The sequence below is a fragment of the Pseudanabaena sp. FACHB-2040 genome (genome assembly GCF_014696715.1).
Lineage (GTDB): Bacteria > Cyanobacteriota > Cyanobacteriia > Phormidesmidales > Phormidesmidaceae > JACVSF01.
Genome location: NZ_JACJQO010000022.1, coordinates 489597 through 512841 on the forward strand (window position 1 = coordinate 489597; position 23245 = coordinate 512841).

General features: G+C 54.2%; 25 protein-coding genes and 1 tRNA gene. 15 read left to right on the top strand and 11 right to left on the bottom strand.

Annotated features, from left to right (window positions below):
• Positions 1-1851 (bottom strand): alpha/beta hydrolase, encoded by a 1851-nt coding sequence (locus H6G13_RS25160; RefSeq protein WP_190488041.1) that lies wholly within the window; start codon positions 1849-1851, stop codon positions 1-3.
• A 183-nt stretch (positions 1852-2034) separates the two neighbouring features.
• Between H6G13_RS25160 and H6G13_RS25165 the strand changes: the two genes are divergently transcribed.
• Entirely contained in the window at positions 2035-2529 is a 495-nt protein-coding gene (locus H6G13_RS25165; protein WP_190488043.1) for a cytochrome, read from the top strand.
• 148 nt (positions 2530-2677) lie between these two features.
• Positions 2678-2956 carry a hypothetical protein gene (locus H6G13_RS25170; RefSeq protein WP_190488045.1) on the top strand — a complete coding sequence of 93 codons (279 nt, stop codon included), beginning with the start codon at positions 2678-2680 and terminating at the stop codon, positions 2954-2956.
• A 78-nt stretch (positions 2957-3034) separates the two neighbouring features.
• On the opposite strand, the gene wecB is transcribed toward H6G13_RS25170, so the two are convergent.
• Positions 3035-4150, bottom strand: coding sequence for a UDP-N-acetylglucosamine 2-epimerase (non-hydrolyzing) (wecB, locus tag H6G13_RS25175; protein WP_190488047.1), 1116 nt, complete (start codon positions 4148-4150; stop codon positions 3035-3037).
• 176 nt (positions 4151-4326) lie between these two features.
• On the opposite strand from wecB, the gene H6G13_RS25180 reads away from it, so the two are divergent.
• The gene (locus tag H6G13_RS25180; protein WP_190488049.1) at positions 4327-4806 is read left to right on the top strand and encodes a CRR6 family NdhI maturation factor; all 480 of its coding nucleotides are present in this window, start codon (positions 4327-4329) and stop codon (positions 4804-4806) included.
• Between the two features lie 3 nt (positions 4807-4809).
• On the opposite strand, the gene H6G13_RS25185 is transcribed toward H6G13_RS25180, so the two are convergent.
• A complete protein-coding gene (locus H6G13_RS25185; RefSeq protein ID WP_190488051.1) occupies positions 4810-5601 on the bottom strand; it encodes an SAM-dependent chlorinase/fluorinase in 792 nt (263 codons plus the stop codon).
• Positions 5602-5620: 19 nt separating this feature from the next.
• Positions 5621-6289, bottom strand: coding sequence for an RNA methyltransferase (locus H6G13_RS28380; protein WP_242028510.1), 669 nt, complete (start codon positions 6287-6289; stop codon positions 5621-5623).
• A 178-nt stretch (positions 6290-6467) separates the two neighbouring features.
• Here H6G13_RS28380 and H6G13_RS25195 point away from each other — a divergent pair, with 178 nt between their 5' ends.
• A complete protein-coding gene (locus H6G13_RS25195; protein WP_190488052.1) occupies positions 6468-7214 on the top strand; it encodes a type 1 glutamine amidotransferase in 747 nt (248 codons plus the stop codon).
• Between the two features lie 133 nt (positions 7215-7347).
• A complete protein-coding gene (locus H6G13_RS25200) occupies positions 7348-8175 on the top strand; it encodes a hypothetical protein (protein ID WP_190488054.1) in 828 nt (275 codons plus the stop codon).
• 73 nt (positions 8176-8248) lie between these two features.
• Here H6G13_RS25200 and H6G13_RS25205 read toward each other — a convergent pair whose 3' ends face one another.
• Positions 8249-10114: an AAA family ATPase gene (locus tag H6G13_RS25205; protein ID WP_190488056.1), complete on the bottom strand. Its 1866-nt coding sequence runs from the start codon at positions 10112-10114 to the stop codon at positions 8249-8251.
• 117 nt (positions 10115-10231) lie between these two features.
• Positions 10232-10357, bottom strand: coding sequence for a hypothetical protein (locus tag H6G13_RS29275; RefSeq protein WP_277882549.1), 126 nt, complete (start codon positions 10355-10357; stop codon positions 10232-10234).
• A gap of 109 nt (positions 10358-10466) precedes the next feature.
• Between H6G13_RS29275 and H6G13_RS25210 the strand changes: the two genes are divergently transcribed.
• Positions 10467-12299 (top strand): ArsA family ATPase, encoded by a 1833-nt coding sequence (locus H6G13_RS25210; protein ID WP_190488058.1) that lies wholly within the window; start codon positions 10467-10469, stop codon positions 12297-12299.
• A gap of 66 nt (positions 12300-12365) precedes the next feature.
• Here H6G13_RS25210 and lipA read toward each other — a convergent pair whose 3' ends face one another.
• Positions 12366-13298 (bottom strand): lipoyl synthase, encoded by a 933-nt coding sequence (lipA, locus tag H6G13_RS25215; RefSeq protein ID WP_190488060.1) that lies wholly within the window; start codon positions 13296-13298, stop codon positions 12366-12368.
• A gap of 212 nt (positions 13299-13510) precedes the next feature.
• On the opposite strand from lipA, the gene H6G13_RS25220 reads away from it, so the two are divergent.
• Positions 13511-14071 (top strand): response regulator, encoded by a 561-nt coding sequence (locus tag H6G13_RS25220; RefSeq protein WP_190488062.1) that lies wholly within the window; start codon positions 13511-13513, stop codon positions 14069-14071.
• 5 nt (positions 14072-14076) lie between these two features.
• Here H6G13_RS25220 and recR read toward each other — a convergent pair whose 3' ends face one another.
• Positions 14077-14670 (bottom strand): recombination mediator RecR, encoded by a 594-nt coding sequence (recR, locus tag H6G13_RS25225; protein WP_190488342.1) that lies wholly within the window; start codon positions 14668-14670, stop codon positions 14077-14079.
• Positions 14671-14778: 108 nt separating this feature from the next.
• On the opposite strand from recR, the gene H6G13_RS25230 reads away from it, so the two are divergent.
• A complete protein-coding gene (locus tag H6G13_RS25230) occupies positions 14779-15195 on the top strand; it encodes a hypothetical protein (protein WP_190488064.1) in 417 nt (138 codons plus the stop codon).
• Here H6G13_RS25230 and H6G13_RS25235 read toward each other — a convergent pair.
• Positions 15179-16393, bottom strand: coding sequence for a hypothetical protein (locus tag H6G13_RS25235; protein WP_190488066.1), 1215 nt, complete (start codon positions 16391-16393; stop codon positions 15179-15181). The genes H6G13_RS25230 and H6G13_RS25235 overlap by 17 nt on opposite strands.
• 251 nt (positions 16394-16644) lie before the next feature.
• On the opposite strand from H6G13_RS25235, the gene yqeK reads away from it, so the two are divergent.
• The 5 genes from yqeK to H6G13_RS25260 all read left to right on the top strand — a co-directional run bounded on the left by yqeK (position 16645) and on the right by H6G13_RS25260 (position 19564).
• Positions 16645-17253, top strand: coding sequence for a bis(5'-nucleosyl)-tetraphosphatase (symmetrical) YqeK (yqeK, locus tag H6G13_RS25240; RefSeq protein WP_190488344.1), 609 nt, complete (start codon positions 16645-16647; stop codon positions 17251-17253).
• Between the two features lie 101 nt (positions 17254-17354).
• Positions 17355-17771, top strand: coding sequence for a ribosome silencing factor (gene rsfS, locus H6G13_RS25245; RefSeq protein ID WP_242028535.1), 417 nt, complete (start codon positions 17355-17357; stop codon positions 17769-17771).
• 50 nt (positions 17772-17821) lie between these two features.
• The gene (locus H6G13_RS25250) at positions 17822-18310 is read left to right on the top strand and encodes a CGLD27 family protein (protein WP_190488071.1); all 489 of its coding nucleotides are present in this window, start codon (positions 17822-17824) and stop codon (positions 18308-18310) included.
• A 42-nt stretch (positions 18311-18352) separates the two neighbouring features.
• Entirely contained in the window at positions 18353-19309 is a 957-nt protein-coding gene (locus H6G13_RS25255; RefSeq protein WP_190488073.1) for an asparaginase, read from the top strand.
• Between the two features lie 178 nt (positions 19310-19487).
• Positions 19488-19564 (top strand) — tRNA-Met (locus H6G13_RS25260).
• Between the two features lie 121 nt (positions 19565-19685).
• On the opposite strand, the gene H6G13_RS25265 is transcribed toward H6G13_RS25260, so the two are convergent.
• Positions 19686-19898, bottom strand: coding sequence for a hypothetical protein (locus tag H6G13_RS25265; protein ID WP_190488075.1), 213 nt, complete (start codon positions 19896-19898; stop codon positions 19686-19688).
• A 271-nt stretch (positions 19899-20169) separates the two neighbouring features.
• On the opposite strand from H6G13_RS25265, the gene H6G13_RS25270 reads away from it, so the two are divergent.
• On the top strand, positions 20170-21054 hold the full coding sequence (locus H6G13_RS25270) for an SMP-30/gluconolactonase/LRE family protein (protein ID WP_190488077.1): 885 nt from the start codon (positions 20170-20172) through the stop codon (positions 21052-21054).
• A 58-nt stretch (positions 21055-21112) separates the two neighbouring features.
• On the opposite strand, the gene H6G13_RS25275 is transcribed toward H6G13_RS25270, so the two are convergent.
• Complete coding sequence (locus tag H6G13_RS25275; RefSeq protein ID WP_190488079.1) at positions 21113-22621, bottom strand: GTP-binding protein; 1509 nt, start codon at positions 22619-22621, stop codon at positions 21113-21115.
• Positions 22622-22776: 155 nt separating this feature from the next.
• Here H6G13_RS25275 and H6G13_RS25280 point away from each other — a divergent pair, with 155 nt between their 5' ends.
• Positions 22777-23223, top strand: a complete 447-nt coding sequence (locus H6G13_RS25280; RefSeq protein ID WP_190488081.1) for a YbjN domain-containing protein — start codon at positions 22777-22779, stop codon at positions 23221-23223.
• Positions 23224-23245: the final 22 nt, after the last annotated feature.

The window sequence follows — 23245 nt, forward strand, 5'->3', positions numbered from 1 at the left end:
TTACTTTGGAATAAAAGCGTGTAGGGGTGAGCGAAACAGGCTACTGGGTAAGTACACTACCGTCAGCGAGGGAGGGCTGGTTCTTAGATAAGCCACCATTTGCTGCTGCAGTGCCCGGAAGCGGTGCTGAATATCGATAGCTTCGAGGTGCACCAGGGAAGGCATATAAGCTAGGGCACCTTGACTCTGATGAGGACGCAGAGCAAGCTTTAGCCAGCGCTGGACGCTGGTGGGCAACTCCTGGCTGATGCGCAAGGGCAGATCTGGTGTGGAGTATGCCTGGGCATAGGCTGGGGTGAGAAAAGCCGCATATTGGTCGGCATCATCAGTTTGCTGCAGAATGAAGCTGAGACTGACCCCTTGAAGAAATTCTCTGAGGCGGGCTGTGGCCTCACCGGGCAACTCGGGCATGAAAGGAAAACTACTGAGTTCCGGATTTAGGTTTTGGGGATCACCGACACTCAGGTGGGTGCCCCCGATTACAGTAACCAAATGCTTGGGGCCTGCTAGTTGCTCAAAGGGCAGCAGCTGCTGGCTGGCAATGGGCGTGACGCCATCATGGCTGCTGGCCAGCACTAGCGTTGGGATCTGAATTTGGCTGAACCCCGATTCTCCAAACAGCTGCCCCGTAAGCGGGTTCATAACGATGAGCTGGGTAATGCGCGGATCGCTGAGGTCGGCGGTCTGGACGGGCAGATCTAGCGCGGCGCACTGCAGCCAGTCAGCGGGTGATAGACCCGAGGGCAAAATGTTCTCACAGAACTGCTGCAAATCTCGGGTGTCTAGGGTGGCTCCGGCTAGGGCCAACCCGGTATAGCCACCCAGCGAGTGGCCGATAAACGCTACGTTTTCCGTGTTTAGGCGACCCCGTAAGCTGAAGGAGCTTTCATTTAGACTGGCCAGCCGATCCAAAACGAAGCTGATGTCCTCAGGCCGATCTAAAAACTCTGTAGCTGGCAGAATGCGGTTGGTCTCTTGACTGCTTGAGGAGAGGGGGCTGGAAATCAGCGCTGCTACGTTGCTGCCAGGATGCTCAACAGAAGCGACGGTCAGGCCATAGGAAGCTAAATGATGGGCAAGGTAGGCGAAAAAACGCCGGTCTGCACCAAACCCGTGGGAGAGAACGACCAGCGGACCTTGGGTATCGCGGCTCCAGTACAGATCGACAGGGATATTGCGCTGACGGTTGCGATCGCGCAGATTAAGTTCCCAAAGTTCTACGGCTACTGGGCCAGGGTTGGAGGGATCCACCGGCAGGGCTAGCTGCGCATCTACAGCATCGGCCCCAGGCAGTTCATGCTCTAGCACCCGTCCTAGGGAAGCATTTTCAAAGCGGGTCAGATTAAATTGAGAGGCCAGCGTGGCGAGAGCAGAGAAATTGACTTCTACAGTCTTCTCCGGCATCGCTCGCAGAACGCTCAGAATGCTAAGCCCATCTGGGTCGAGGGCAGCTTCGTTTAGCGCTGCCTGCAGCTCGGCCGGGGCCAAACTAGGAGAAATGTTTTCTAAAGTTTGAACAATTTGCTTGCCGCTAGAGGACCGCAGGACTTCCTCCAACACCAGGGTACTAATGGCAGGATCGAGAGATATGCGGCTTTGCAAGGCCTCTGCCAGCTGAGGCGTTAGCAGAGGCCGATACAGCTTTAAAGCTGCAGGCACTTCACCCGTGTCGGAGAAGTGTTCTAAGTCGTTGAGGTGAACGCTTTGGGATAGGGGACCAACGCGCAGCATCAGGGTCTCAGCGGCTTCCCCGGGTGCTGCACCCCCCAAACCCCAGATCATCGTTAGCCCAGCCAAGGTGGCTTTGAAGGGGAACCATTGACCAAATCGACGTTGGGAATTGGAATTCACAGTAACCACAGAGTAATGCCAATCAATCATCTAACTGTTGCCTGAATCCACAATGCCCAATTTCCTCTACCGGTCGATCAAAACTCAACAGGAGACCACTCTTTAGAATCTAAACGACAGAAAAAACTTTGAGGCCAGACAGAGCATCACATTTTCTTGCAATCTTTAACGGTAGATAAGCAAATGGGCAAGATTTTGATCGGCGTTATGGGGCCTGGGGAGCAGGCTACGGCCCTACAGATCGCCACTGCCTATGAACTGGGAAAAGGGCTGGCCCGCCAGGGATGGGCCGTTTTGACGGGAGGGCGCGGGGTAGGGGTGATGGATGCGGCCTGCCGAGGAGCCAAAGAGGTAGGGGGAATGACGGTGGGCATCTTACCGACAAGCGATCGCTGCACTTTGTCAGAAGCTGTAGATATTCCCATCTTTACTGACCTGGGGAACGCCCGGAATAATGTGAACGTGCTTTCTAGCCGAGTTGTGATTGCCTGCGGCATGGGAGCCGGGACTGCATCTGAGGTAGCCCTAGCGATCAAGGCCGCAAAGCCCGTAATTCTAATGCAGGTGGAGCCTGGTATCAGAGACTTCTTTCAGCAACTAACCTCGCAGCCCATTGATAGAGCTGAGACGGTCGAAGCCGCAATTGAAAAAATCTACCACTGCTTAGCGGCTGAGTAACCCAGCATATGGTCGAGTTCTACGGCTACGGGTTCAGCTGATCTGGAACTGATGTGTCTAGGGCTACACATTACCAAACTTACTGTATTGTCCGACAGCTTCAAAAACTTGTTTATGCTGGGGGTACATCCCGTTTTCGGTTGGTGCAATGGCAGACCAAGAACCCTCCAAAGACAATTTTCTATATCCCCGTAGTAAGTACTGGGGAGAGTTTTCGCCGCAAAATCTGGCTTTTAACGCCAATCTACAGGAGTTTGCTCAGCGCATCTCGGTTGTATGCAATCTGGAAACAGGCGGCAAACTATCTGCCGACGAAGCCTATCGTGAGATTAAGGCGCTTTGGAAGGAATTAAAGGAGTCTAAGAAATATCTGCTGGACACACCGCCACCCACGCTAGACGACGAAACTACTCCAGGAGACGACTAAACCAGACTTTGCAAAGCGGGTTAGACCCAACCTCAGCAAGGGAACGAGCGGTTTGAGGCAGATGGAAAAAGCCAATCGCTAATTTTGCAGATAGCCTTTGACAATCCGCAAAATTCGAGCCGATGCTTGACCGTCGCCAAAAGGGTTAACTGCTTTCGCCATAGCCTCGTAGGTGGCGGTATTACTTAGCAGTTCGGCAGCATTTTGGGTAATCGATTCGGCAGCGGTGCCAATCAGTCGGGCTGTGCCCGCTGCGATCGCTTCGGGGCGCTCAGTAGTATCTCGTAGAACCAGTACTGGCTTTCCTAGGCCAGGCGCTTCTTCCTGCAAACCGCCAGAATCACTCAGTAGCAGGTAGCTGCGCTGCATTGCCCCGACTAACTGGGCATAGTCAAGCGGCTCGGTCAGAAAGACTCTCGGATGATCCCCTAAGAGAGTTTGTAAGGGCTCCCTCACAGTCGGGTTTCGGTGCAGCGGCAGCAGCAGCGCCGTGTCGGGAAACTTGTCTAGAACTGTCAAAAATCCTTGGGCAATGTCTTTAAGCGGTTCTCCCCAGTTCTCCCGCCGATGCACGGTAGAGAGCAGCACTCGGTAGCGATCCCAGTCCAGTCCTGGAATGGGGCATTCGGGCTGGCGCTCTGCGACCTTGAGCAGGGCATCAATCACAGTATTGCCGGTTTTGTGGATTTGGCCAACCACACCGGATCGCTCTAAATGGCTGACTGAAGTTTCGGTGGGGGCAAAGTTCAGCGCTGTTAGCTGGGAGATCAACCGCCGATTGGCTTCTTCTGGAAAGGGGCTATAGAGGTTGTCAGTGCGAAGGCCCGCTTCTACGTGACCCACCGGGATCCTTTGGTAAAAAGCCGCTAGCGCTGCTGCAAAAGCCGTAGTTGTGTCACCTTGGACAATCACCAAATCGGGCTGGAGGCGGCTGAAGCAGGCTTCTAGGCCCTGCAAGCTGCGACAGGTAATGTCTGTCAGCGTTTGCTGGGGCTGCATGATGGCCAGATCTTCATCAGCGCTCAGGTCAAACAGTGCCATGACCTGGTCCACCATTTCCCGGTGCTGTCCGGTCAATATGATATGGGTTTGAAATTCGGGAGCCTGCTGAAATGCCTGAATCACCGGGGCCAGCTTAATGGCCTCGGGGCGGGTTCCTAGGGTGATGCAGATACGTTTGGGTGCGTCAGACATAGGGAATGAGTTCAGATCACGAGCAGGGCAATCTGGCAAAACTGGCCCAGATAGATCGCTAGGCGGGTCAGCTTATCTATGATTGCACGCGATGACAATCTCTGTTCAGGAACCGCCCCTGGGTAAACACCCTCTGTCAAAATGGGCAGTAAGGTTTCACTTCCCCAGCTAAAGCTATGACTCAGACGATCCTGCTCACCGATCTGGTGGTCCAGACCCTTGATTTATCTCCTGCGATCGCAGTCATCGAACCGCTCCTAGAGTCAGGCGATCTGCTTGAAAAAGAAGCAACTTTAGCCTTCAAGATCGACGTTACTCGTGATCCAATGGATCCACGCGAACTCTCCGAAATTCCTGAGGTGCGGCTCTGGTTCATTCGGCTAGACAGCCACTATCCCTGGTTGCCCCTGGTACTAGATTGGGAGGCTGGAGAGTTGGGCCGCTACGCAGCGATGCTGGTGCCCCACCAGTTCAGCCCCACCGAGGGCGTGCGCTACAACCCGGAGGCACTCGAGATCTTCGTGATGCAGAAAATCTTTGCCATTTCTCAGTGGCTCAACCAGCAGGGCCACACCAGCCGCACCAAGCTCAAGTTTATGACTCAAATGCTGGGCTACGAAATCGACGACGGGCTATTTGATTTGCTGAGAGCTTAGCCATTATTCTGCTGGTTCAATCCAGACACAAGTGCCCACGCTTGCCTGGAGCTGCTGCTGAGCACTGCCACCGTTGACTGCAATTTCCAGCCATCCGTGGCTACCGATCAGACTGAGGGGCTGACTTGGTAACACCTCGCTGTAGGTGCGGGCGCTAGGCAGGATATGTTCTCCTAACTGGGCCTGCCACGGGCCGTTTGGTAAATGCTCAGGGGTCAAGTTGGTGATTAGGTTGCCGAAGCGATCGCAATACTGCACGCTGCCCCTGACCCGCTGCCCCGACTGAACCACTGGAGGAATCTCCAAAGTTGCCAAGGATTGAGGCTCAATTGGGTTCCCTAACGCCGCTAAGGATATCCCTTGAGCTAGGTGAGCCGCCACGGGAGCAAATATGTCTCGGCCGTGGAAGGTGGTGCTGGGAAGGCGGGTTCTCCAGTATTCAGTCCGGGCTAGGGCAACGGCAGCAAGGGCCGGACTGGCGGTTAAAATGCCGCTGAAAATGCCATTGTCTGGGCCTACCAGCACGCTGCCCGCAGTCTGAATCGCCACTCCTCGACGCGCGGTACCTACTCCTGGATCGACCACAGCAACGTGAATAGTTCCAGGCGGAAAATAGGGATGAGCATTCAGCAGGTTAAACCGGGCCGCTAGCAGATCCTGAGGCGCAATCTCGTGGGTTAGGTCGATCACCCGCGCTTCCGGGCAGATCTCAGCGATGACACCCTTCAAGATGCCAACGTAAGCATCTTGAGTGCCGAAGTCGGTCAGGAGGGTGATGAGGGGAGCAGGGGTCATAGGGCAGCGATTGCTTCAGCTAGTCGAAAATCTTAGGTTGAGCGTGCTGCTTAACATACTCGTAGATGGCAATGGCAGCAGCAGTGTGGACATTGAGAGACTCGACCTGACCAAATTGTGGAATGGCAAGAACCCCTAGAGGCCGGTCTTCGGCCATCGTACCAACAGGCTGCTCCTTGACCACAGTACCTAACCCAGCCGCTGGCCCAGGGTCAACTGTGGCTTTGGCCCCTCCCTGCCCACACATCGCGATGAGCTCGTCGGGAATGCCCGTTAACTCTCGCCCTAGGACCAGCGCTGTTTTCTTAGGAAACGTAAACTCAGTCAAGCAGCAGGCCTGAGGGTGAGTTGTCAGGGCTAGGACTACATAGCCCAGCTGTTGCTGAGATTGGATCCACTGGCTTACCACAGCGGGTGAACACGCCTCCAGCGGCTGCCAGTGATGGGCAGAGGCAGCCAGCTTGCGGAACTCCCAGGTCTGTGCGATCGCAAGATCCGGCAGCACCAGCGACTCCAGCCGAAATACCTCGGCAGTGCGGCACAGCGCCCCCAGGTTCATTGGATTCTCTACTAGAGCTGCACAAATTTTTAGAGCATGTCGGGGTTGGGCGGGGTTGCGATTCCCTTTTTGGTCAAAGCTTCGACCTCTTTCTTTGTCCGCCGGAGAGTTGGATGGCCACATATCCATTGTCCCTACCCTTTCTTGACAGTACTTCCAAGCGGTGGCTGTAAGCAGAATTTGTGCTGCCGTAAAAAGACCTCTTGCTGGGTTGAAACCAGAGGGCAGGAGCGACACAACCTTGCCCTCCATCTCTAACATCCATCTAACATTGGAGACAAAGACAACCCATTTCCCTACAGCCGCTATGAAATTTCTCGTCATTCAGCACTTGGTGGTTGAAGGCTTCGGTATTTTTAATCAGCTTTGCCAGGAAGCCGGAATTGACCTCGATGTCGTTCAAATCGAGAACCGAGATGCTCTACCTGACCTTGCACCCTACGATGCGCTTTGGGTGATGGGCGGCCCGATGAACGTCGATCAAGAGGCCCAATACCCCTGGCTGGTTCAGGAAAAAGCCCTAATCCGTCAGGCTGTAGCGCTTCGAAAACCCTATCTCGGCATTTGCCTAGGGGCTCAACTGCTGGCCGATGCACTAGGGGGTGAAGTGGGGGCTATGGCTGCTTCTGAGGTCGGCGTTTTGCCGGTTAGCCTAACCCCAGCAGGCTGGGATCATCCCTTACTGAAAGGTCTAGCGCTCACAACTCCGGTTGTGCAGTGGCATGGGTATGAGATCAAGCGGCTGCCCGATCAGAGTACGCTTCTGGCCTCATCTAAAGCCTGCCCGATACAAGGTTTTGCCGTTGAAGACTTTGCCTTTGGGCTGCAGTTTCACCCAGAGGTGACGGACTCGGTAATGGCGTCGTGGCTCTCGGTGCCGGAATACGCTGCTGAGCTAAGGGAGAAACTCGGTTCAACAGCCTGCGAAGATTTGCAGATGGCTGTAGTTGCTCACTTACCCACATTTGAGACCAATGCTCGGCTCCTGTTTGAGAATTTTTTGGCAATCGTTAGATCCAAGCAGCAATCTCAACTATTAGCTTCTCTTTCCTAGGGAGAAGGCGAATTAGGGCCGAAAATTGTACCTTAGTTCTATTGATCAAAGAGGGATAAAAGGCGAACCCCAAGGTTCTCTTTGAGTCCTAACTTTGGGTTGCTTGAACGTAGGCTGCATTTAGGGAGGTTATATGGGACTGGTATCGCGTCTATTGCTGCTGTGCCTGCCTCTGGGCCTACTGGTCGCCTGCGATGGCACACCAACGGGTCAAGAAGTACCAGAAACACCTGCCCCAGCAACTACCCAAGAGTCAGACACATCCGTTGTTCCTCAAGTTACCTTTGGCGACATCAGCTTTACCAATACGCTGCCAGGAACAGTGGCTGAGGGCCAAACTATTGCGGCGACTTCTCCCGATCCCAGCACCCCACCGGGAGATGAAACTCCAGAGCATATCCTGTTTGAATTTCAGCCTTACTATCCAGAAGTGTTTCAGGAGAATCCAGGGTTTACGCTACCTCAGATTGCGGTCTACCCCAGAGATCAGTTCGCTACCTATGGATTTGAGGAAGAGGCCGCTACTCTAGAAGACATTCTGGCCTCGCAGCCTGACTTAGAAACTCTAGAAACCTTGCCCTATCTACCCGAAGTAGAGGGCGATCAACTTTTCCATGCTGCCCCCACCTACCTGGAATTTGAGGGCGGTACCGGAATCCGCTATATCACGGCCTATGGGCTAGACGTCTCTCCCCTGACCACAGAACGGGTCTTCTACACCTTTCAGGGACTCACAGAAGATGGCCGCTACATTAGCGCTGTCTTTCCTATAGAGACTGGCTTATTTACCGATGCAGCAACGCTCGAAGGCGCAGAATACAATGCTTTTGCTGCCCGCTATGAGGAATATCTGGCAGAGACTCGCGATCGCATCGCTACGGCCAACCCTGAAACCGGCTTTACCCCACCCCTGACGCAGTTGGATGCCCTGATTGAATCTATCCAAGTAAATTCACCATAGGCGGGTCTAGTAGAAGGCTTGTTATTTCTACCAAATCCTCCTGTAAGCTCCGCCCTATAAAGCATCCATGCAATCAGCGCTGGGCCTCACGTTGCTGCATCAGCGCCTGATGTGCCTGTTCAAAATGGTGATCCCGAATCCGAATCTGGGTCGGATCGGCCATGCCTTGCGCCCGATACTCCCGCACCGATTCCAATGCCGCCTGATTGCTCAGCAGGGCCAAATCTGCACCGTTCCATCCTTCGGTCTGAGCTGCCCAATTAGCCAGTTTTATGTCGGCTAAAGGCCGCTCCTGGTTGTGAACCTGCAGGATCGCCAGCCGCCCCTCAGCATCGGGCAGCCCAATCTCAATCTGCAGGTCCAGACGACCCGACCGCAGCAGCGCCGGATCGAGGGCTGTAGGACGGTTCGTCGCACCGATGAGCAGCACATTTTTGCAGCCCTGCAGACCATCGAGCTCAGTCAGGAGCTGGCCAACGACGCGATCGCTCACACCAGAATCACCCATGTACTGCCCCCGCGCCGGAGCCAGCGTGTCAATTTCATCGACAAACACCACACAGGGCGCAGCCTGCCGCGCCTTGGCAAACAGTTCCCGCACCGCCTGCTCAGCGGCTCCCACCCAGCGGCTCAGCAGCTCCGGGCCGTTAACAGCAATAAAGTTGGCCCTAGCCTGAGAGGCCACCGCCTTTGCTAGTAGAGTTTTACCCGTTCCTGGCGGCCCCCACAGCAGTAGACCTCTGGGCGCTTTGGCCCCGGTCTGGGCGTACAGTTCGGGATATAGCAGCGCCCCTTCAACAGATTCCTGCAATGTCTGCTTAACCGCTACTAGCCCGCCAATGTCATCCCAGGCAATGTCGGGCGACTGTACTTCCACCGAGCGCAAAACGGAGGGCTTGATTTCTTTAATCGCTTGAAGAAAATCATCCTGGCACAGGGTCATGGTCTCTGGCACCGGTCCAGAGAGGGTAGGGATGTGCCGCCGCAAGGAAAGGTAGGCTGCTTTTTGGCAGAGTGCTTTGAGGTCAGCTCCGACCAGTCCGAGAGCGAGATCTGCGATCGCACCCAAATCCACCGTTTCTTCCAGCGGCATCTGCCGAGTTTGGATTCGCAGAATCTCTAGCCGCCCCTGCCGATCGGGCACCTGAAAATGCACCTCCCGATCAAACCGCCCCGGTCGCCGCAGAGCCGGATCTAGGTGGTCAGGACGGTTGGTTGCCGCCAGCACAATCACGCCCCTAGCCTGGGCAAAGCCATCCATCAAGCTCAGGAGCTGAGCCACCAGCCGCTTCTCAACTTCGCCTTCGACCTTGCTGCGATCCGGCGCAAGACTATCAATCTCGTCGATAAAGACCAGGCAGGGAGCCGCCTTTTTGGCCTTCTCAAAGATGCTCCGCAGCCGGGCCTCAGCCTCGCCATAGTATTTGCCCATCACCTCCGGGCCAACAATAGCGATATAGTTCACCCCCAAGTCTTCAGCCAGAGCACGGGCAGTCAAGGTCTTCCCAGTTCCTGGCGGCCCCACCAGCAGCACGCCTCGAGTCGGCTCCAGACCCAGCTTTGCCAGCAAATCAGGCCGCTTCAGAGGAATTTCCACCAGTTCCCGTAGCTCTTGCAGCACCTTCCCCAGTCCGCCCACGTTCTTCAAGGTAGGCGACTGCTCAGGCTCTCCCTCGGCTGACGTAGCCGCTCTAGAACTCTCTGCTCCAGCAGGCGGCGGTGTAATAATCACCTCCTCCACAGCAGAATCATCAGGACTGCCTGCCTGTCGCCCCATACGGCTCACCCCCATATCAGGAATATTTCCCTGCCGAGGAATACTGCTCATACTGCGAGCATTCACGCGAATATCAGTCTTTAGCTCCCCTTTTTCCGCTTTTTCTTCCAGCGTTTTGGCCAGTTCCAGCAGTTGTTCAAAACCTTTGAAGAAATCATTCATGGCAGGTAAAAACCTTGAGACAGAGCGCAGACAGCAATCTAGTCAGGAGAAAGATCTCCACATGCCATTAATCCCAAACATCCCCAGCCGCTAAGCACCCAGCAAAAAATCTACGCATCACCCCATCTCCCCCATCCTCTCTACCTTCCCCATCCTCTCTACCTTCCCCATCCTCTCTACCTTCCCCATCCTCTCTACCTTCCCCATCCTCTCTACCTCTCCCATCCCCTCTACCTCCCCCATCCCCTCTACCCCTCACTCCCCAGATAGCCCACCCCACCCCACGGGTAGCCTAAGGGGAGCCTTTCAAGCGCTGGCAACCATGCATCCCTTCGACAGCAGACAACTGGCCATGTTTAGCGGCAAGGGCGGCGTGGGCAAAACCACCTTTGCCTGTGCCTTTGCCCGCAGGTGGAGCCGAGAATTCCCTACAGAACAAATCCTGCTGCTGTCCACTGATCCGGCCCATTCCCTAGGAGACGTGCTGCAAACCTCTGTAGACAACACAGCTCGGCCCCTGGCAGATCTGCCTAACCTGCAGGTACGAGCCCTAGATGCCGGAGCGCTGTTGGAGGCATTTCGAAGCCAGTACGGCAATGTTCTAGAGCTATTGGTGGAGCGAGGCAGCTTTATTGCTGGTGGTGACCTCAGCCCCGTCTGGGACATGGGTTGGCCCGGCCTAGACGAGCTGATGGCGTTATTAGAAATTGAGCGTATTCTGCAAACTAAGAGCTGCGATCGCATCGTGGTTGACATGGCCCCCAGTGGTCATACCCTCAACCTGTTTGCGCTGATGGATTTTCTAGATACGTTGATAGCTGCTCTAGATCAGTTTCAGGAAAAGCACCGCTATTTGTCTCAGGCACTTTCAGGGCGCTACACACCAGACGAAGCCGACGCCTTCATCCAGACCATGCAGCAGGATCTTCAAGAGGGGCGAGCCTTGCTGCAAGATTGCGATCGCACTGCCTGCTGGATCGTTGCCATCGCTGAATCAATGAGCTTTTTGGAGAGCGGGCGATTCATGCAAGCCCTAGAGCAACTCCACATTCCGGTGGGGGGGTTCATTCTCAACCAACTGCTGCCTTCCCCTATAGCAGGTGCCGCTCAGCAGCCTGTCATGGGACAATTTCAGGCGCTGGCAGGCGAAAAACCAATTTGGGGCATCCCGTTGCAGGCCCAGGAACCTGCTGGCGGCGTCGCTCTAGATGCCTTGATAGATCAAGTAAAGCCTTTGGCTGTCTGGGAAGAAACACCTGCCATTGCGTCACTGCCGCCGCGTTGGCCAGATAAAATTTCCCCTAGCTTTCCTGATTTTGTTGCCGAAGGCAGGCGGCTCATCCTGATTGGGGGCAAGGGCGGTGTGGGGAAAACGACCGTATCTGCCGCCCTGGCCTGGGGTATGGCCCAGCGCCATCCAGAGGCCGCCATGCGCGTCATTTCCATTGACCCGGCCCACTCTCTGGGAGATGCCCTAGACTGTCCCCTGAGCCATGAGCCGACCCTGCTCACCGACAATCTATCGGCCCAAGAAATTGATGCTCACCTGGTTTTGGAGGAGTTTCGGCAGGAGTATCTGTGGGAACTTGCAGAAATGATGAGCGGCAAGCTTGACGAAGACAGCGCCATTCAGCTGGCTTATGGGCCTCAAGCCTGGCGGCAGGTGGTCTCCCAAGCCCTGCCCGGCATTGATGAAATGCTGTCGCTGATTACGGTCATGGATTTGCTGGAGCGGGATGAGCAACAGCTAATTGTGCTAGATACAGCCCCCACCGGCCACCTGCTGCGGTTTCTAGAGATGCCTACGGCTTTGAGCGACTGGTTAGCCTGGATCTTTAAGCTCTGGATCAAGTACAAAGACGTCGCAGGCGGAGTAGATCTAATCAGCCGCCTACGCACCCTGCGCCAGCGAGTGGTCAAAGCGCAGGCCAAGCTGACCAATCCTCAGCACACTGAATTTATTGGGGTGGTGCAAAACCAGTCGGCGATTTTGGCCGAAGCTCAACGGCTCAGCCAAACTCTAGCAATTATGGGGATTTCTCAACGGTACGTGGTGCAAAACCGCTATGAAGGCAGCGACCTGCCCGCTCAAACTTTTCCTCAGCAAACCCTCATCTGTCTGCCAAGACTTCCCATAACCACGCCTCAAGCGCAAATTAAGGGAGCCGCCGAGCTGCTGTTTTGACCCGGCTGAAACAGGAGGCAGGGCAGATCAAAGGGATCTCGAATAGGATTAGCCCTAACTCGACGGCTATGCTTCTTCGCCTGCGTGGTAGGAACTGCGGACTAGCGGGCCAGAGCGAACATGGGAAAACCCAAGATCGCGCGCGATCGCACCTAGCCGATCGAACTCTTCCGGAGTCCAGTACTTTTGGACGGGCAGGTGCTCTAGTGAGGGGCGCATATATTGGCCTAGGGTAATGCGATCGCACCCCACCGCCCGCAAATCCTGCATCGCCTCGATCAATTCAGTCTCCGTCTCCCCGTGGCCCAGCATTAGCCCAGACTTAGTCGGCACCGCCGGGTTGAATGCCTTAACATCCCAAAGCACATCTAGCGATCGCTCATACTTAGCGCCCCGTCGCACCGGCCCCTGCAGTCGTCGCACTGTCTCAATGTTGTGATTAAAGCAAGCAGGCCTAGCTCTAGCCACTGCCTCAACCCGCTGGCGCTGCTCTTCACGGGCATTTTGCCCGCCCCAAAAGTCCGGTGTCAAAACCTCGATCTCGGTTTCAGGATTAGCTGCCCGAATGGCTGCCATCGTCTGGACAAACCAACCCGCCCCTTTGTCCGGCAGATCATCTCGCGCTACCGAGGTCAGCACCACATAGCGCAGCCCCAACAGCCGAACCGACTCCGCCACCTTTTCAGGTTCATCTGGGTCGAGCGGCATGGGTGCATGTCCCTTGTCCACCTGGCAGAACCCACAGGAACGTGTACAGGTTGGCCCCATCAGCAGAAAAGTAGCAGTCCCCTGGGCGTAGCACTCTGCCCGGTTAGGACAACGACCCTCTTCGCAGATGGTGTGAATCTGCCGCTGCTTAATAATTTTTTGAACTGTCGAAAGCTCGCTAGCTTTACCAATCGGTCTCTTCAGCCAGGGCGGTAGGGTCAACCCTGGCCGCTCCTGAAAACTCGGTGTAGCAGCTGGCTGAGAGGTTAAAGATTCAGCATTTGCGGGCATACTAGTTCAGAGACAGGTGACCTGTGCCCTATTCTAAAAGGTTCAAACGCAAAGGGCCAAACGCATTAGGCGGCCAACCCTTGGATTAAGCGTTACCATGAGCCTGAACTTAGCTGATGAATTTATTACAGCCCTTCCCTAGAAGCTGAATTACTATTAGTTGAGCTATTTTTAAACCCTAAAAAGCTTCGGTACCGCAAGAGGAGTGAGTTGTGGCAAGTCATAAGATTCTAGTCATCGATGATAGTCGAGTCATTCGAATGCGCGTCCGTGACATGCTGCCCCAGGGTAACTTCGAGATCGTCGAAGCACAGGACGGCATTGAAGGGATGGATGCTATTCGCAGTCAGCGGCCCAATCTGATCATGCTCGATTTCCTGCTACCTCGGATGAGCGGTTGGGAAGTATTTCAGGAAATCCAGACCAATCCAGAACTGCAGCGCATTCCTCTAGTGCTGATGTCAGGTCGCCGAGAAGAGGTAGCAGAAAAAATTACTGAGCCCTTCGAATACTTTGAGTTCATTCAAAAACCCTTTGAGCAGAAGGAACTGATCGAAGCGATTAAGGGGGCCATGATGAAGGCCCGTAAGCCCCGGCCAAAAACTACAGCAGCTATGGTCACCGCCCCTGCTGCTACAGCGGCAGAAGGCAGCATCAGTCCAGCTGAGTTTCAGGCGCTACAGGCACAAGTTGGACAGCTTCAAGCCGAGGTCAACCAGCTCAAGGGGCAGCTCAGCAAAATGCTTGCCTTCATCAAGCAAAAGCTAAAATAGCTCCGCTAGTCTAGCTCCCGTCGGCCTTCTAAAGCGCGGGCCAAAGTCACTTCATCAGCATATTCAAGATCACCGCCCATAGGTAGGCCAAACGCAATGCGGGTCACCCGGGTAAATGGCTTGAGCAGCTGCCCGACATAAAGGGTTGTGGTATCTCCCTCAATGCTGGGGCTAATTGCCATAATCACCTCTTGAGTACCTTCTTTATTCACTCGGTGAACCAGCGAGCCAATATTGAGCTGTTCTGGGCCAATGCCGTCCATGGGAGAAATCAGGCCACCTAGAACGTGATATTTGCCCTTATACTCGCGGGTTCTTTCAAGGGCGATAACATCCCTTGAATCTACTACTACGCACAGGGTCTGAGGGTCGCGGCTATGGGAGCGGCAGATTTCGCAGACCGGATCGGCAGAGAGATGAAAGCAGACAGAACACTGCCCCACCTGAGATTTGGCCTCTACCAATGCCTGGGCTAGGGCCTGTACTTCTGAAGTCGGGCGCTTGAGCAGGTGAAGGGCCAAGCGTTGAGCTGACTTTGGGCCAATACCGGGCAACCGCTGCAGTTCTTCAATTAATCGGGCGAGGGGACGGGTATAAATGGGAGTTGACCTCCAACCAAAACTGACAATCGAAACTGAATCAGAACCCAAAATGGCTCCTATGATCTATGGTGCCATTGACGAGATTGAATCGGGAGTATCTAAACCGTGGCAGATTTAAGTGGAATGTGGCTAGGAACCTACTGGCAAGCAGAGAATCCTACACGGTTTGAGGCAACCCTAGTACAGGGTGGCAATACGCTTAGCGGCAGGGTCTTAGACGATAACTATTTGGGGGAAGCCCAGATTCAGGGAGAAGTTGTGGGTAGACGGGTTTCTTTTGCTAAGCGTTACCTGACCACCTCGCCCACAGCAATTCAATACACTGGAACAGTTTCGGAGGACGGCAACCACATCCAAGGAGAGTGGACAATCGGCAGATTTGACACTGGCCCTTGGGAGGCCCACCGCAGCCAGGACGACCTGGTCGTTGATTTGCAGGCCACTTTGGAAAAACAGGACTTAACGCCTGCGACGGCAACGGTTTCTGGGTCGACCGGGCTTGGTTCTAGCTCAAGCGGCTGATGTCGTCCAAATTAGGAGGGAGGCTGCCTGAGCCTTCTTCCTGAGTCTGTTCAAACAGAAGTTCATCTAAATTGAAGTCTTGGGCATCAAAGTCGTTGTCGAGGTTCAGCCCCTGCTCTACGCCGGTTGGTTGATCCGTGCTGAGTAGAACGTCATCCAGGGAAAATGCTTCGTTTAAAGGGGCAGGCGTTTCTGGGGCAAGCTCATTGGCAGGCAGATCAGGTACTGCACGGGAGGGGCCATCCACCCCATCTACTTCAGGGCTGACGGAAGTGCCTTCTACAGGCTGTCCTGGCTCAGGTTGCGCTTGTAGAGACACCTGCAGACGGGCCTCATATTCAGCTTCTAGATTTTGAACTCGCTGGGCCAGGTCGTCCTGGTAATGTTCAATCTTCTCAGCCAGCCTTTGCTCGTACTCCTGCCGCAGCTGACCCTCAAGCCGCTGCAAAGCCTCATCTGGAATAGCTGGCGGGGGGCCAGGCACTGGCGCGGCAGAACCGACCATCTGGGGCTGGTTGAGGCCCATAGCGACAGTCGTGTCCCAGCCAGCGGTGGGCGTGGGGGGAGTTGGCCCTAGGGCCTGCAGCCTGATGTCGTATTCGCCTTGAAGTTGTTCGGTGCGGCTGGCTAGCTGCGTTTCGTAATGCTCAATTTTCTGGGCCAGCCGATTCTCGTAATCTTGCTGCAGCAGATCTCGCGTTTCTCTGAGTTTTTGCCGCAGGTGCTGCTCGTAGGCTTGCTGAATTTTACGGGCAGCTTCTCTGAGCCTGTCCTCGTATTGACGCTTGATTTGCTGCTCAACGTACTGAATGTCAGGGGAAATGTTGGGTTGAGGGCTAGGAGAAAGAGCTCCTGGCATGGGTTCAGATAATTCTGAACCAGGTGATTGCCGGCCTTGTTGTACTACCGCAAGCCGACTCTGGTATTCCTGCTCAAGCTGATGGGTGCGCTCCTCTAGCTGATCTTGATAACGCTCAATCTTTTCCGTTAGTTGAGCCTCGTAGTCTTGCTGTAGGCGCAGGGTGGCTTCCTGGAGACGCTGCTGATGGTCTATCTCCAAATCCTCATTGCGCCGCTGATTTTGCTTAAGGGTTTGGACGAGCTCACTAATTCGCCCCTGGCGCAGAAAATACCCGATGATCACGCCAACCAGGAGGCCGATGAGTAGTGCGATAAGAACCTGCAGAGATGAGGTCATGGGTTGCCTCCAAAGGAAAGTGCCACAGCCATAAAGTTGCCTAGACAGAGCGTCCTTGGGCAGCTACCGGCTGCCCAAGGTTGAGGATCATAATATACGCTGGCAGCCGATTAAGATCGCCTAAGTTAAGAGTCGGTTTCGGGGTTGAGCTACCCCCTGGGTTCATCCTCTACAATGGCTTTATAAGAGGCTAATAGCGTTGATATTCCTTAACATTTGTCAAGAACTGAATGGTCTTTTCCTCTAACAAGCTGCGAGAAACCGTTTTAGACTGGCTAGCAGTCAATGTCCCGTCTCAGCGGCTGCAGCACGTTCTTCGGGTGGAGGAAATGTCGGTCACGCTCGCTCGCCACTATGGCCTTTGCCTGTCTACAGCAGCTCAAGCGGGCCTAATGCATGATTTGGCTAAGTTTTTCAAACCGCAGCTGCTGCTAGAAATGGCGTTAGCTGAAGGTTTAACGCTAGATCCGGTAGACGAGATCAATCCTCACCTGCTGCATGCAGATGTGGGCGCGATTGTTGCCAGAGACCGCTTTGGTGTCGAGGAGGAGGGGATTTTAAGGGCGATCGCAAACCATACCCTAGGTCGTCCCGGCATGGATGCCCTCAGCTGTATCGTGTATTTAGCCGATACGCTAGAACCTGGGCGGGGCGACACTCAGACGCTAAACGCCCTGAGAAAGATGTGTTTTACAGACTTAACCACAGCGGTTTACCGCACCTGTGATTACACGCTGTCTCAATTGATTGAGAAGCAGCGGCCTATCCATCCTCGGGCTTTGGCAACTCGCAACTGGTTTTTACAGGCCAGTCGCAATGCTATCCAACTTTCTGCTGGAACGCTAGTACCTCTGTCTTAGAGGAGCAATCCGTTTATTCTGCTTCACTGCTTTCATTAAACCCTTGTTGAATTGAGGAACTCGCCTTCGCAATGTCTAATTCGTTTCAATCTGGTATGTTGATGAACTCGTCTGTCGGTACCGAGGGCGGTGGCGGCAGTAGCGACGCGGCTTTAGAACTGGCCTATGCGATCGCAAAGGCAGCCGACGATCGCAAAGGCGGCGATATCGCCATCCTGCAGGTTGGGGAAGTGTCTTACCTGGCTGACTACTTCGTGGTGATCACCGGTTTTTCTGCCGTTCAGGTACGGGCTATTGCCCGCACCATTGAGGACGAGCTAGAGCAAACCTGGCACCGAAGGCCCCTGCGCACAGAAGGACAGGGTGAGGGCAGCTGGATTGTGCAGGACTTTGGAGAAGTCATTGCCCATATCTTTCTGCCACGGGAACGAGAGTTTTATAATTTAGAGGCCTTTTGGGGACACGCTCAGCGAATTGACTATGTTCCCCCAAATTCGGCCTCTAACATCCAAAGTTAAAGGCAATCTGCTGACTCTGCTTGTCCAATAGCCCTCACTCCCTGCCTGTAATGACTTCCCGGTGTCCGGTTCCTGTTGAACAACAGCCCCTTAACGAGTATCAAGATGTGCGTGAATCTTGGTTTTACAGCTGGGCTGGCCGAGATCTGGCCGGATATCTCAAGCCCGTGATCATACTCTGGCTGCTGAGCTGGTCCTTTGCTGGGCCAATTGCTGCAGCCAGCTTTCATCCTGCTAAACACCCGCTGCTGTTTGGGTTGAGCGGCATGATGGGAGCCTTTAGCTTGCCCATTCTGGCGCTGGTTCAGCTCTACACGGGTTGGTCCCATGTATGCGGTCGACTGCGGCAGCAGGCAGTGCCCTACGAAGAGTCGGGTTGGTATGACGGTCAAGTTTGGGTTAAACCTGAAGAGGTCGTTAGCCGCGATCGGCTGATTGTGGACTACCAGGTTAAGCCGATTTTGAGGCGAATTCAAAAAACCTTAGGGGTGATCGCAGGGTTGCTAGCGGCGGGCCTGGTACTGTGGCAATTTGTCTAAAGGAAAGTTTGGTAATGACGTTAGCGTGTAAGAGTCTTAGCCATGACCAGTAGGGCTAAGCGCCATCAAAATACAGAGCTGCAGGTTCAGCTCCTGCGAGAAGGGATTGCGGAATCGAACCATATTGCCCATGCGGTTGTCTCTGACAGCCGAGGCCGAATCTTGTCAGTCGCCGGAGATGCTGAAACCGCAACATTTGTGCGCTCAGCGCTCAAGCCTTTTCAGGCTCTAGCTGTGGCAACCACCGGCACGCTGGAGCGCTACGGGCTAGACGACAAGGATCTCGCCATCATGTGTAGCTCTCACAAGGGCTCTATTGAGCACGTGCGGCAGGTCTTTCACATTCTCTGGCGGGCCGATATTGAGCCGACTATGCTCAAGTGCCCTATCCCAGAAGGTCAGGATAGTCCTCTGCGGAACAACTGCTCAGGCAAGCATGCCGGGATGTTGGCAGTTTGCCAGCAGCGCAATTGGCCGCTGGACAGCTATCTGCACCGCAACCACCCGGTGCAAACCTTGATCTTGGGTAAAGTCGCAGATCTGCTGGGAATGCCTGCAGACGAGTTCATCATGGCTCATGATGACTGTGGTGCCCCCACTTATCTCTTGCAGCTGAGCCAGATGTCTACCCTATTTGCCAAGCTTGCTTCAGGCGACAGCCTGGATATGGAGCGCATCGTTCGGGCGATGACTCATCATCCTGACATGGTGGGCGGGGTAGATGCATTCGATACTGAGCTGATGAAGCTGACCGATGGCGAACTGGTAAGCAAATCCGGGGCTGAAGGCATCCAGTGTATTGGTCGGGTAGGTGAAGGGCTGGGGCTAGCGGTTAAGGTACTAGACGGCTCCAAGCGGGCGAAATATGCGATCGCAATTCACCTCCTGAAACAGCTAGGCTGGATCTTGCCGGCTGTTGCCGAAACCCTAGCAGAAACCTATATGGTGCTGAGCCAGTACAAGCGTTTGGATGTAGCAGGAGAGCTGTCTCTACATTAAATCGTCCTTCAGGTTCTAAAGAAACAAGCGGCGCAGTTGCACCGCTTGTTTCTTTATGACTTTTCAAGCTGAAACCCTTTTTGCAGAGCGCTTTTCAGCCTCGCCGCAGACTTTTCTACCTAAATCTCTAAAAAAGTGGTTATCAGTGAACTTTTCTCGCTATACTAAGTGAGTGCGACGCGGGGTAGAGCAGTCTGGTAGCTCGTCGGGCTCATAACCCGAAGGTCCATGGTTCAAATCCATGCCCCGCCACCAAGTAGCAAAGCGGCTTCTAACTAGTTAGAAGCCGCTTTGTTTTTTATGCCTGTTTTATAAATGCTTGGCGCTTAAAACGAGACCTTCAATTGGCTCAGCTACCAAGCCACTGACGATGCTGCTATTCAGCGGAATTTAGATTCGCCTGTCTAGCCAGCCGCGATAGCCGCCGCACCGAGGCACTCAAGGGCCGATCCCCATTGGTAGGGATGAACGTTATGTACTTCAGCTTGTGGCCTTTGGCTAACTGGAGAGCCTTATCCCAGAGTATCTGGGCATCTTGCAGAGTGCCTATATGAATGACGAGGTCGTCTGCGACAATTTGGGTCTTCATGGGTGCTAACTCCATATCTGATATGAGCGTACCGCCAAACAGGCTCTACAAAGCTGCACTGGCGCGGGGATGCGATGGCCCCAATGCCTATACTCCTTCCGGCTTATCCTGCTGATGGTAGAGGCTGTCTCCCCGCTGTATCAGGTACTTTACTGGCAACAGTGGCCTGGGAGATCTCGCAGAAACTCTGGCTGAAGACTGAGCCAATTCTGATATGCGGGCAACCGTCATCTTGATGTGACTTCAGAAACTCTAACCGTTTTCATCCCTGATGCCTCCTGCAAACTATCCTCTCGACAACGTATTAGAAGCCCGTTCTCGCTTAGGTGAATCCACTCTTTGGGACGCTGAGCAAAACCTGCTCTATTGGGTCGATATCTATAACCACCGGGTTCACAAGTTCGACCCAACCTCAGGGCAGGATCAATTTTTTGAAGTAGGAGATGTCGTCGGACCAATCGCCCTGGCAGGCCCCAGTCAGCTAATTATCGGCCAGCGCGATCGCATTGCCTTCCTCAACACTCAAGACGGCAAACTGACGCCGATCCTGACTATTGAGGCCGATAAGCCAGACAATCGGTTTAATGACGGTAAGTGCGACCCTCAGGGGCGTTTCTGGTTTGGCTCTATCTCCCAAGATCCGAAGCAGGCTAGTCTCTACCGCTATGATCCTGACGGATCTCTGCAGGTGATGGAGACGGGCCTAACCATCTCCAATGGCTTAGGCTGGAGCCCCGACGAAACAACTTTTTACCTGACGGATTCAGCCGAACAGAAGATTTACGCCTACCGTTTTGATGCCGCAATCGGCTCCATTCAAGATCGGCGTGTTTTGATCGATTTAAGCGATGAAGGGGCTGAGCCAGACGGCATGGCAATGGATGCAGAAGGCTGTATCTGGACAGCCATGTGGAACGGATGGTGCGTGATTCGCTTTGACCCTGACGGCAAAGAAATGATGCGAGTCAAGATGCCGGTGCAGTGCCCAACCTGTTGCACCTTTGGGGGCCAAGACTTGACCGAACTTTACATCACGACAGCGTCTGTAGGGCTAAGCCAGCAGGAAATTGAGCAAGGCTTCTACGCTGGCGATCTTTTCCGCCTACAAACTGATGTCGTTGGAATGCCCAGCTATCACTTCGGCCAATCCAGCTAGAGTAGCCAAGCAGCCAATGCCCTTCTGCCCTCTACCCTCCGCCTTTTTCCCCCTTCCCCTAAGGTCTTCTAGCCCGCAAATCCAACCTTGCCCTCAGCTCATCCTTGATGCGGTTGAGAATCGAGTCTTCATCTAAGGACTCTAGAATCTGGCTCACGACCGCTTTAGGGCCATCCACTCCCCAAGAGGCCCCGTTGGTCAGGTAAGCTTTTGTCACTTGGCCAACGCTGTAGGTAGAGACGCCTGCAACCGCCGCTTGGGTAATTGCGATTGGAATATAGGGGGCGAGGGACAGCCCGCCTGTAGCGACCGCTGAGGCTCCTAGCAAGCCCTTGAGAGAGCTAAGCCCAAAGGTAATTAGAAACTCGCTAATCGAAATACCGCCCAACCCCAGGGCAATTTGCCGGAGCAGGCGCAGCGCCCCCTGCTGGGTCATCGGTAGACCGTAGAGCCGAGACAGGGCCACAATCAGCACCACGTCAATCACGGCTCCGCTGATCAGATCGACCATCATGATTGGGTTGAGTGCAATCGCCATCGCGCCGATCATGGTTGCATTCCAGATGGTCTCATCGGCGATGCGATCGCAAATCTGCCGCTTCCGCTCCAAGATTTGCTCATTCACCTCATTGGCGTAGATCAGCGTATTGAGCGCAATCAGAGACTTGCCCTCCCGGTGCAGAATGTCCAAGATCTTGAGCTTGAGATCCTGCACCTGGGGTGCACCCCGACGCAGCTGGGGCACCGTTCGCCCATCCGGCTGTTCTAGAGCCCGCGCTACTAGGGGAGCCGCCGCAGTCATGACGATTTCATCGGGGGAAATCAGATCTCGCACCCGCTGGTCTCGCAGCGTTTCGTAAATCATCTGCCGATCGGCCTCAGGGTACTGATCGACCTTGTTGAAAATCAGCAGAATCGGCTTGCTGGCTTCTCGCAGCGATCGCAGCGCCTCATACTCTACCCGAGTCAAGTCTCCAGCAGTGACAAATAGAATCAGATCTACCTGATGGGCAACCTGTCGGGCCAGCGCCTCTCTAGCAGCACCGGCAACTTCATCCAAACCAGGTGTATCGATTAGCTCAATGCGCGAATTGCCGATGCTCTTAAGTGATACCCTGACCAAGTCCTGCTCAGGATGATCGCCTAGGGCCTCCCGATTAACCTGCCAGCGGGTGCTTTCCACGTGCTGAGTCACGCCATGCGTAGGGCCAGTCTCAAAAATCTCCTGACCCAACAGGGCATTCAAAATAGAAGATTTGCCCCGCCCCACCAGGCCAAACACCGCAATATGAACAACTGTGTTCTCCAGCTTACTGAGCAGGCCATTGAGGCTTTGAAGCGCATCCTCTAGCCCTGTCCGTTCTCGATCGGTGAGGTTAAGTCGGCTCACCAGAGAGCGCAGCACATCCTGTGCCCGCTGGTAGTTGAGATCAACCTGCAGATCCTGGACGTCTAGAACAATCTGGTCTAACTCCTGTTCGACATCCTCCCAGGTGGGTTCTTGATCAGAATTTGGATTAGCAGCCCCTTCACCTTCATCAGGGGGGAGGCCGTCAGAATAAGACATGACTGTAGGGCAGCATAGGCACCTCTTTAAAGATACTCACCGGAAGGGACTAGCAGGACCGGCAAATCCTGGGGGAAAACCGGAATCCTCAGAAAGGGCATGATTCTAAAAAAGTAAGAGATGAGAGAATACGCTTTACTGCCTGGAAAAACCTTATGGAGTTTAAGACCCCTGCTCAAAAGGAAATCTATGAGCGCATCTCGCCATGGATGAACGAACTGTTTAGTGAGTCGGTTATCACCTTTGAGGATGAACCTCTCTTTATTGTGAATTTTGGTTCGGCAGTGGCTTCGACCCGGGTTGTGCCTTGGGGTGAAGATGAAGCTCTAATTACCACCCGGTCCTATGTGGTTACGGATCTGGAGGTCACACCGGATCTGACTTTTTTTCTACTTCGAGAGAATAATGGGATTTACTTTGGTCGGTTTGCCCTGGATGATGAAAATGACATTGTGTTTGAGCACAGTCTGGTTGGGTCTGCCTGCAACCTGATTGAGCTGAAGCACTCGGTGATGACCGTTATTCGCATTGCCGATGACTACGATGACGAGATCGTAACCCGCTGGGGCGGTAAACGAGCGCTCGATCGCTGGTCGTCTTAAGATCGAAAATGCAGAGGCGATG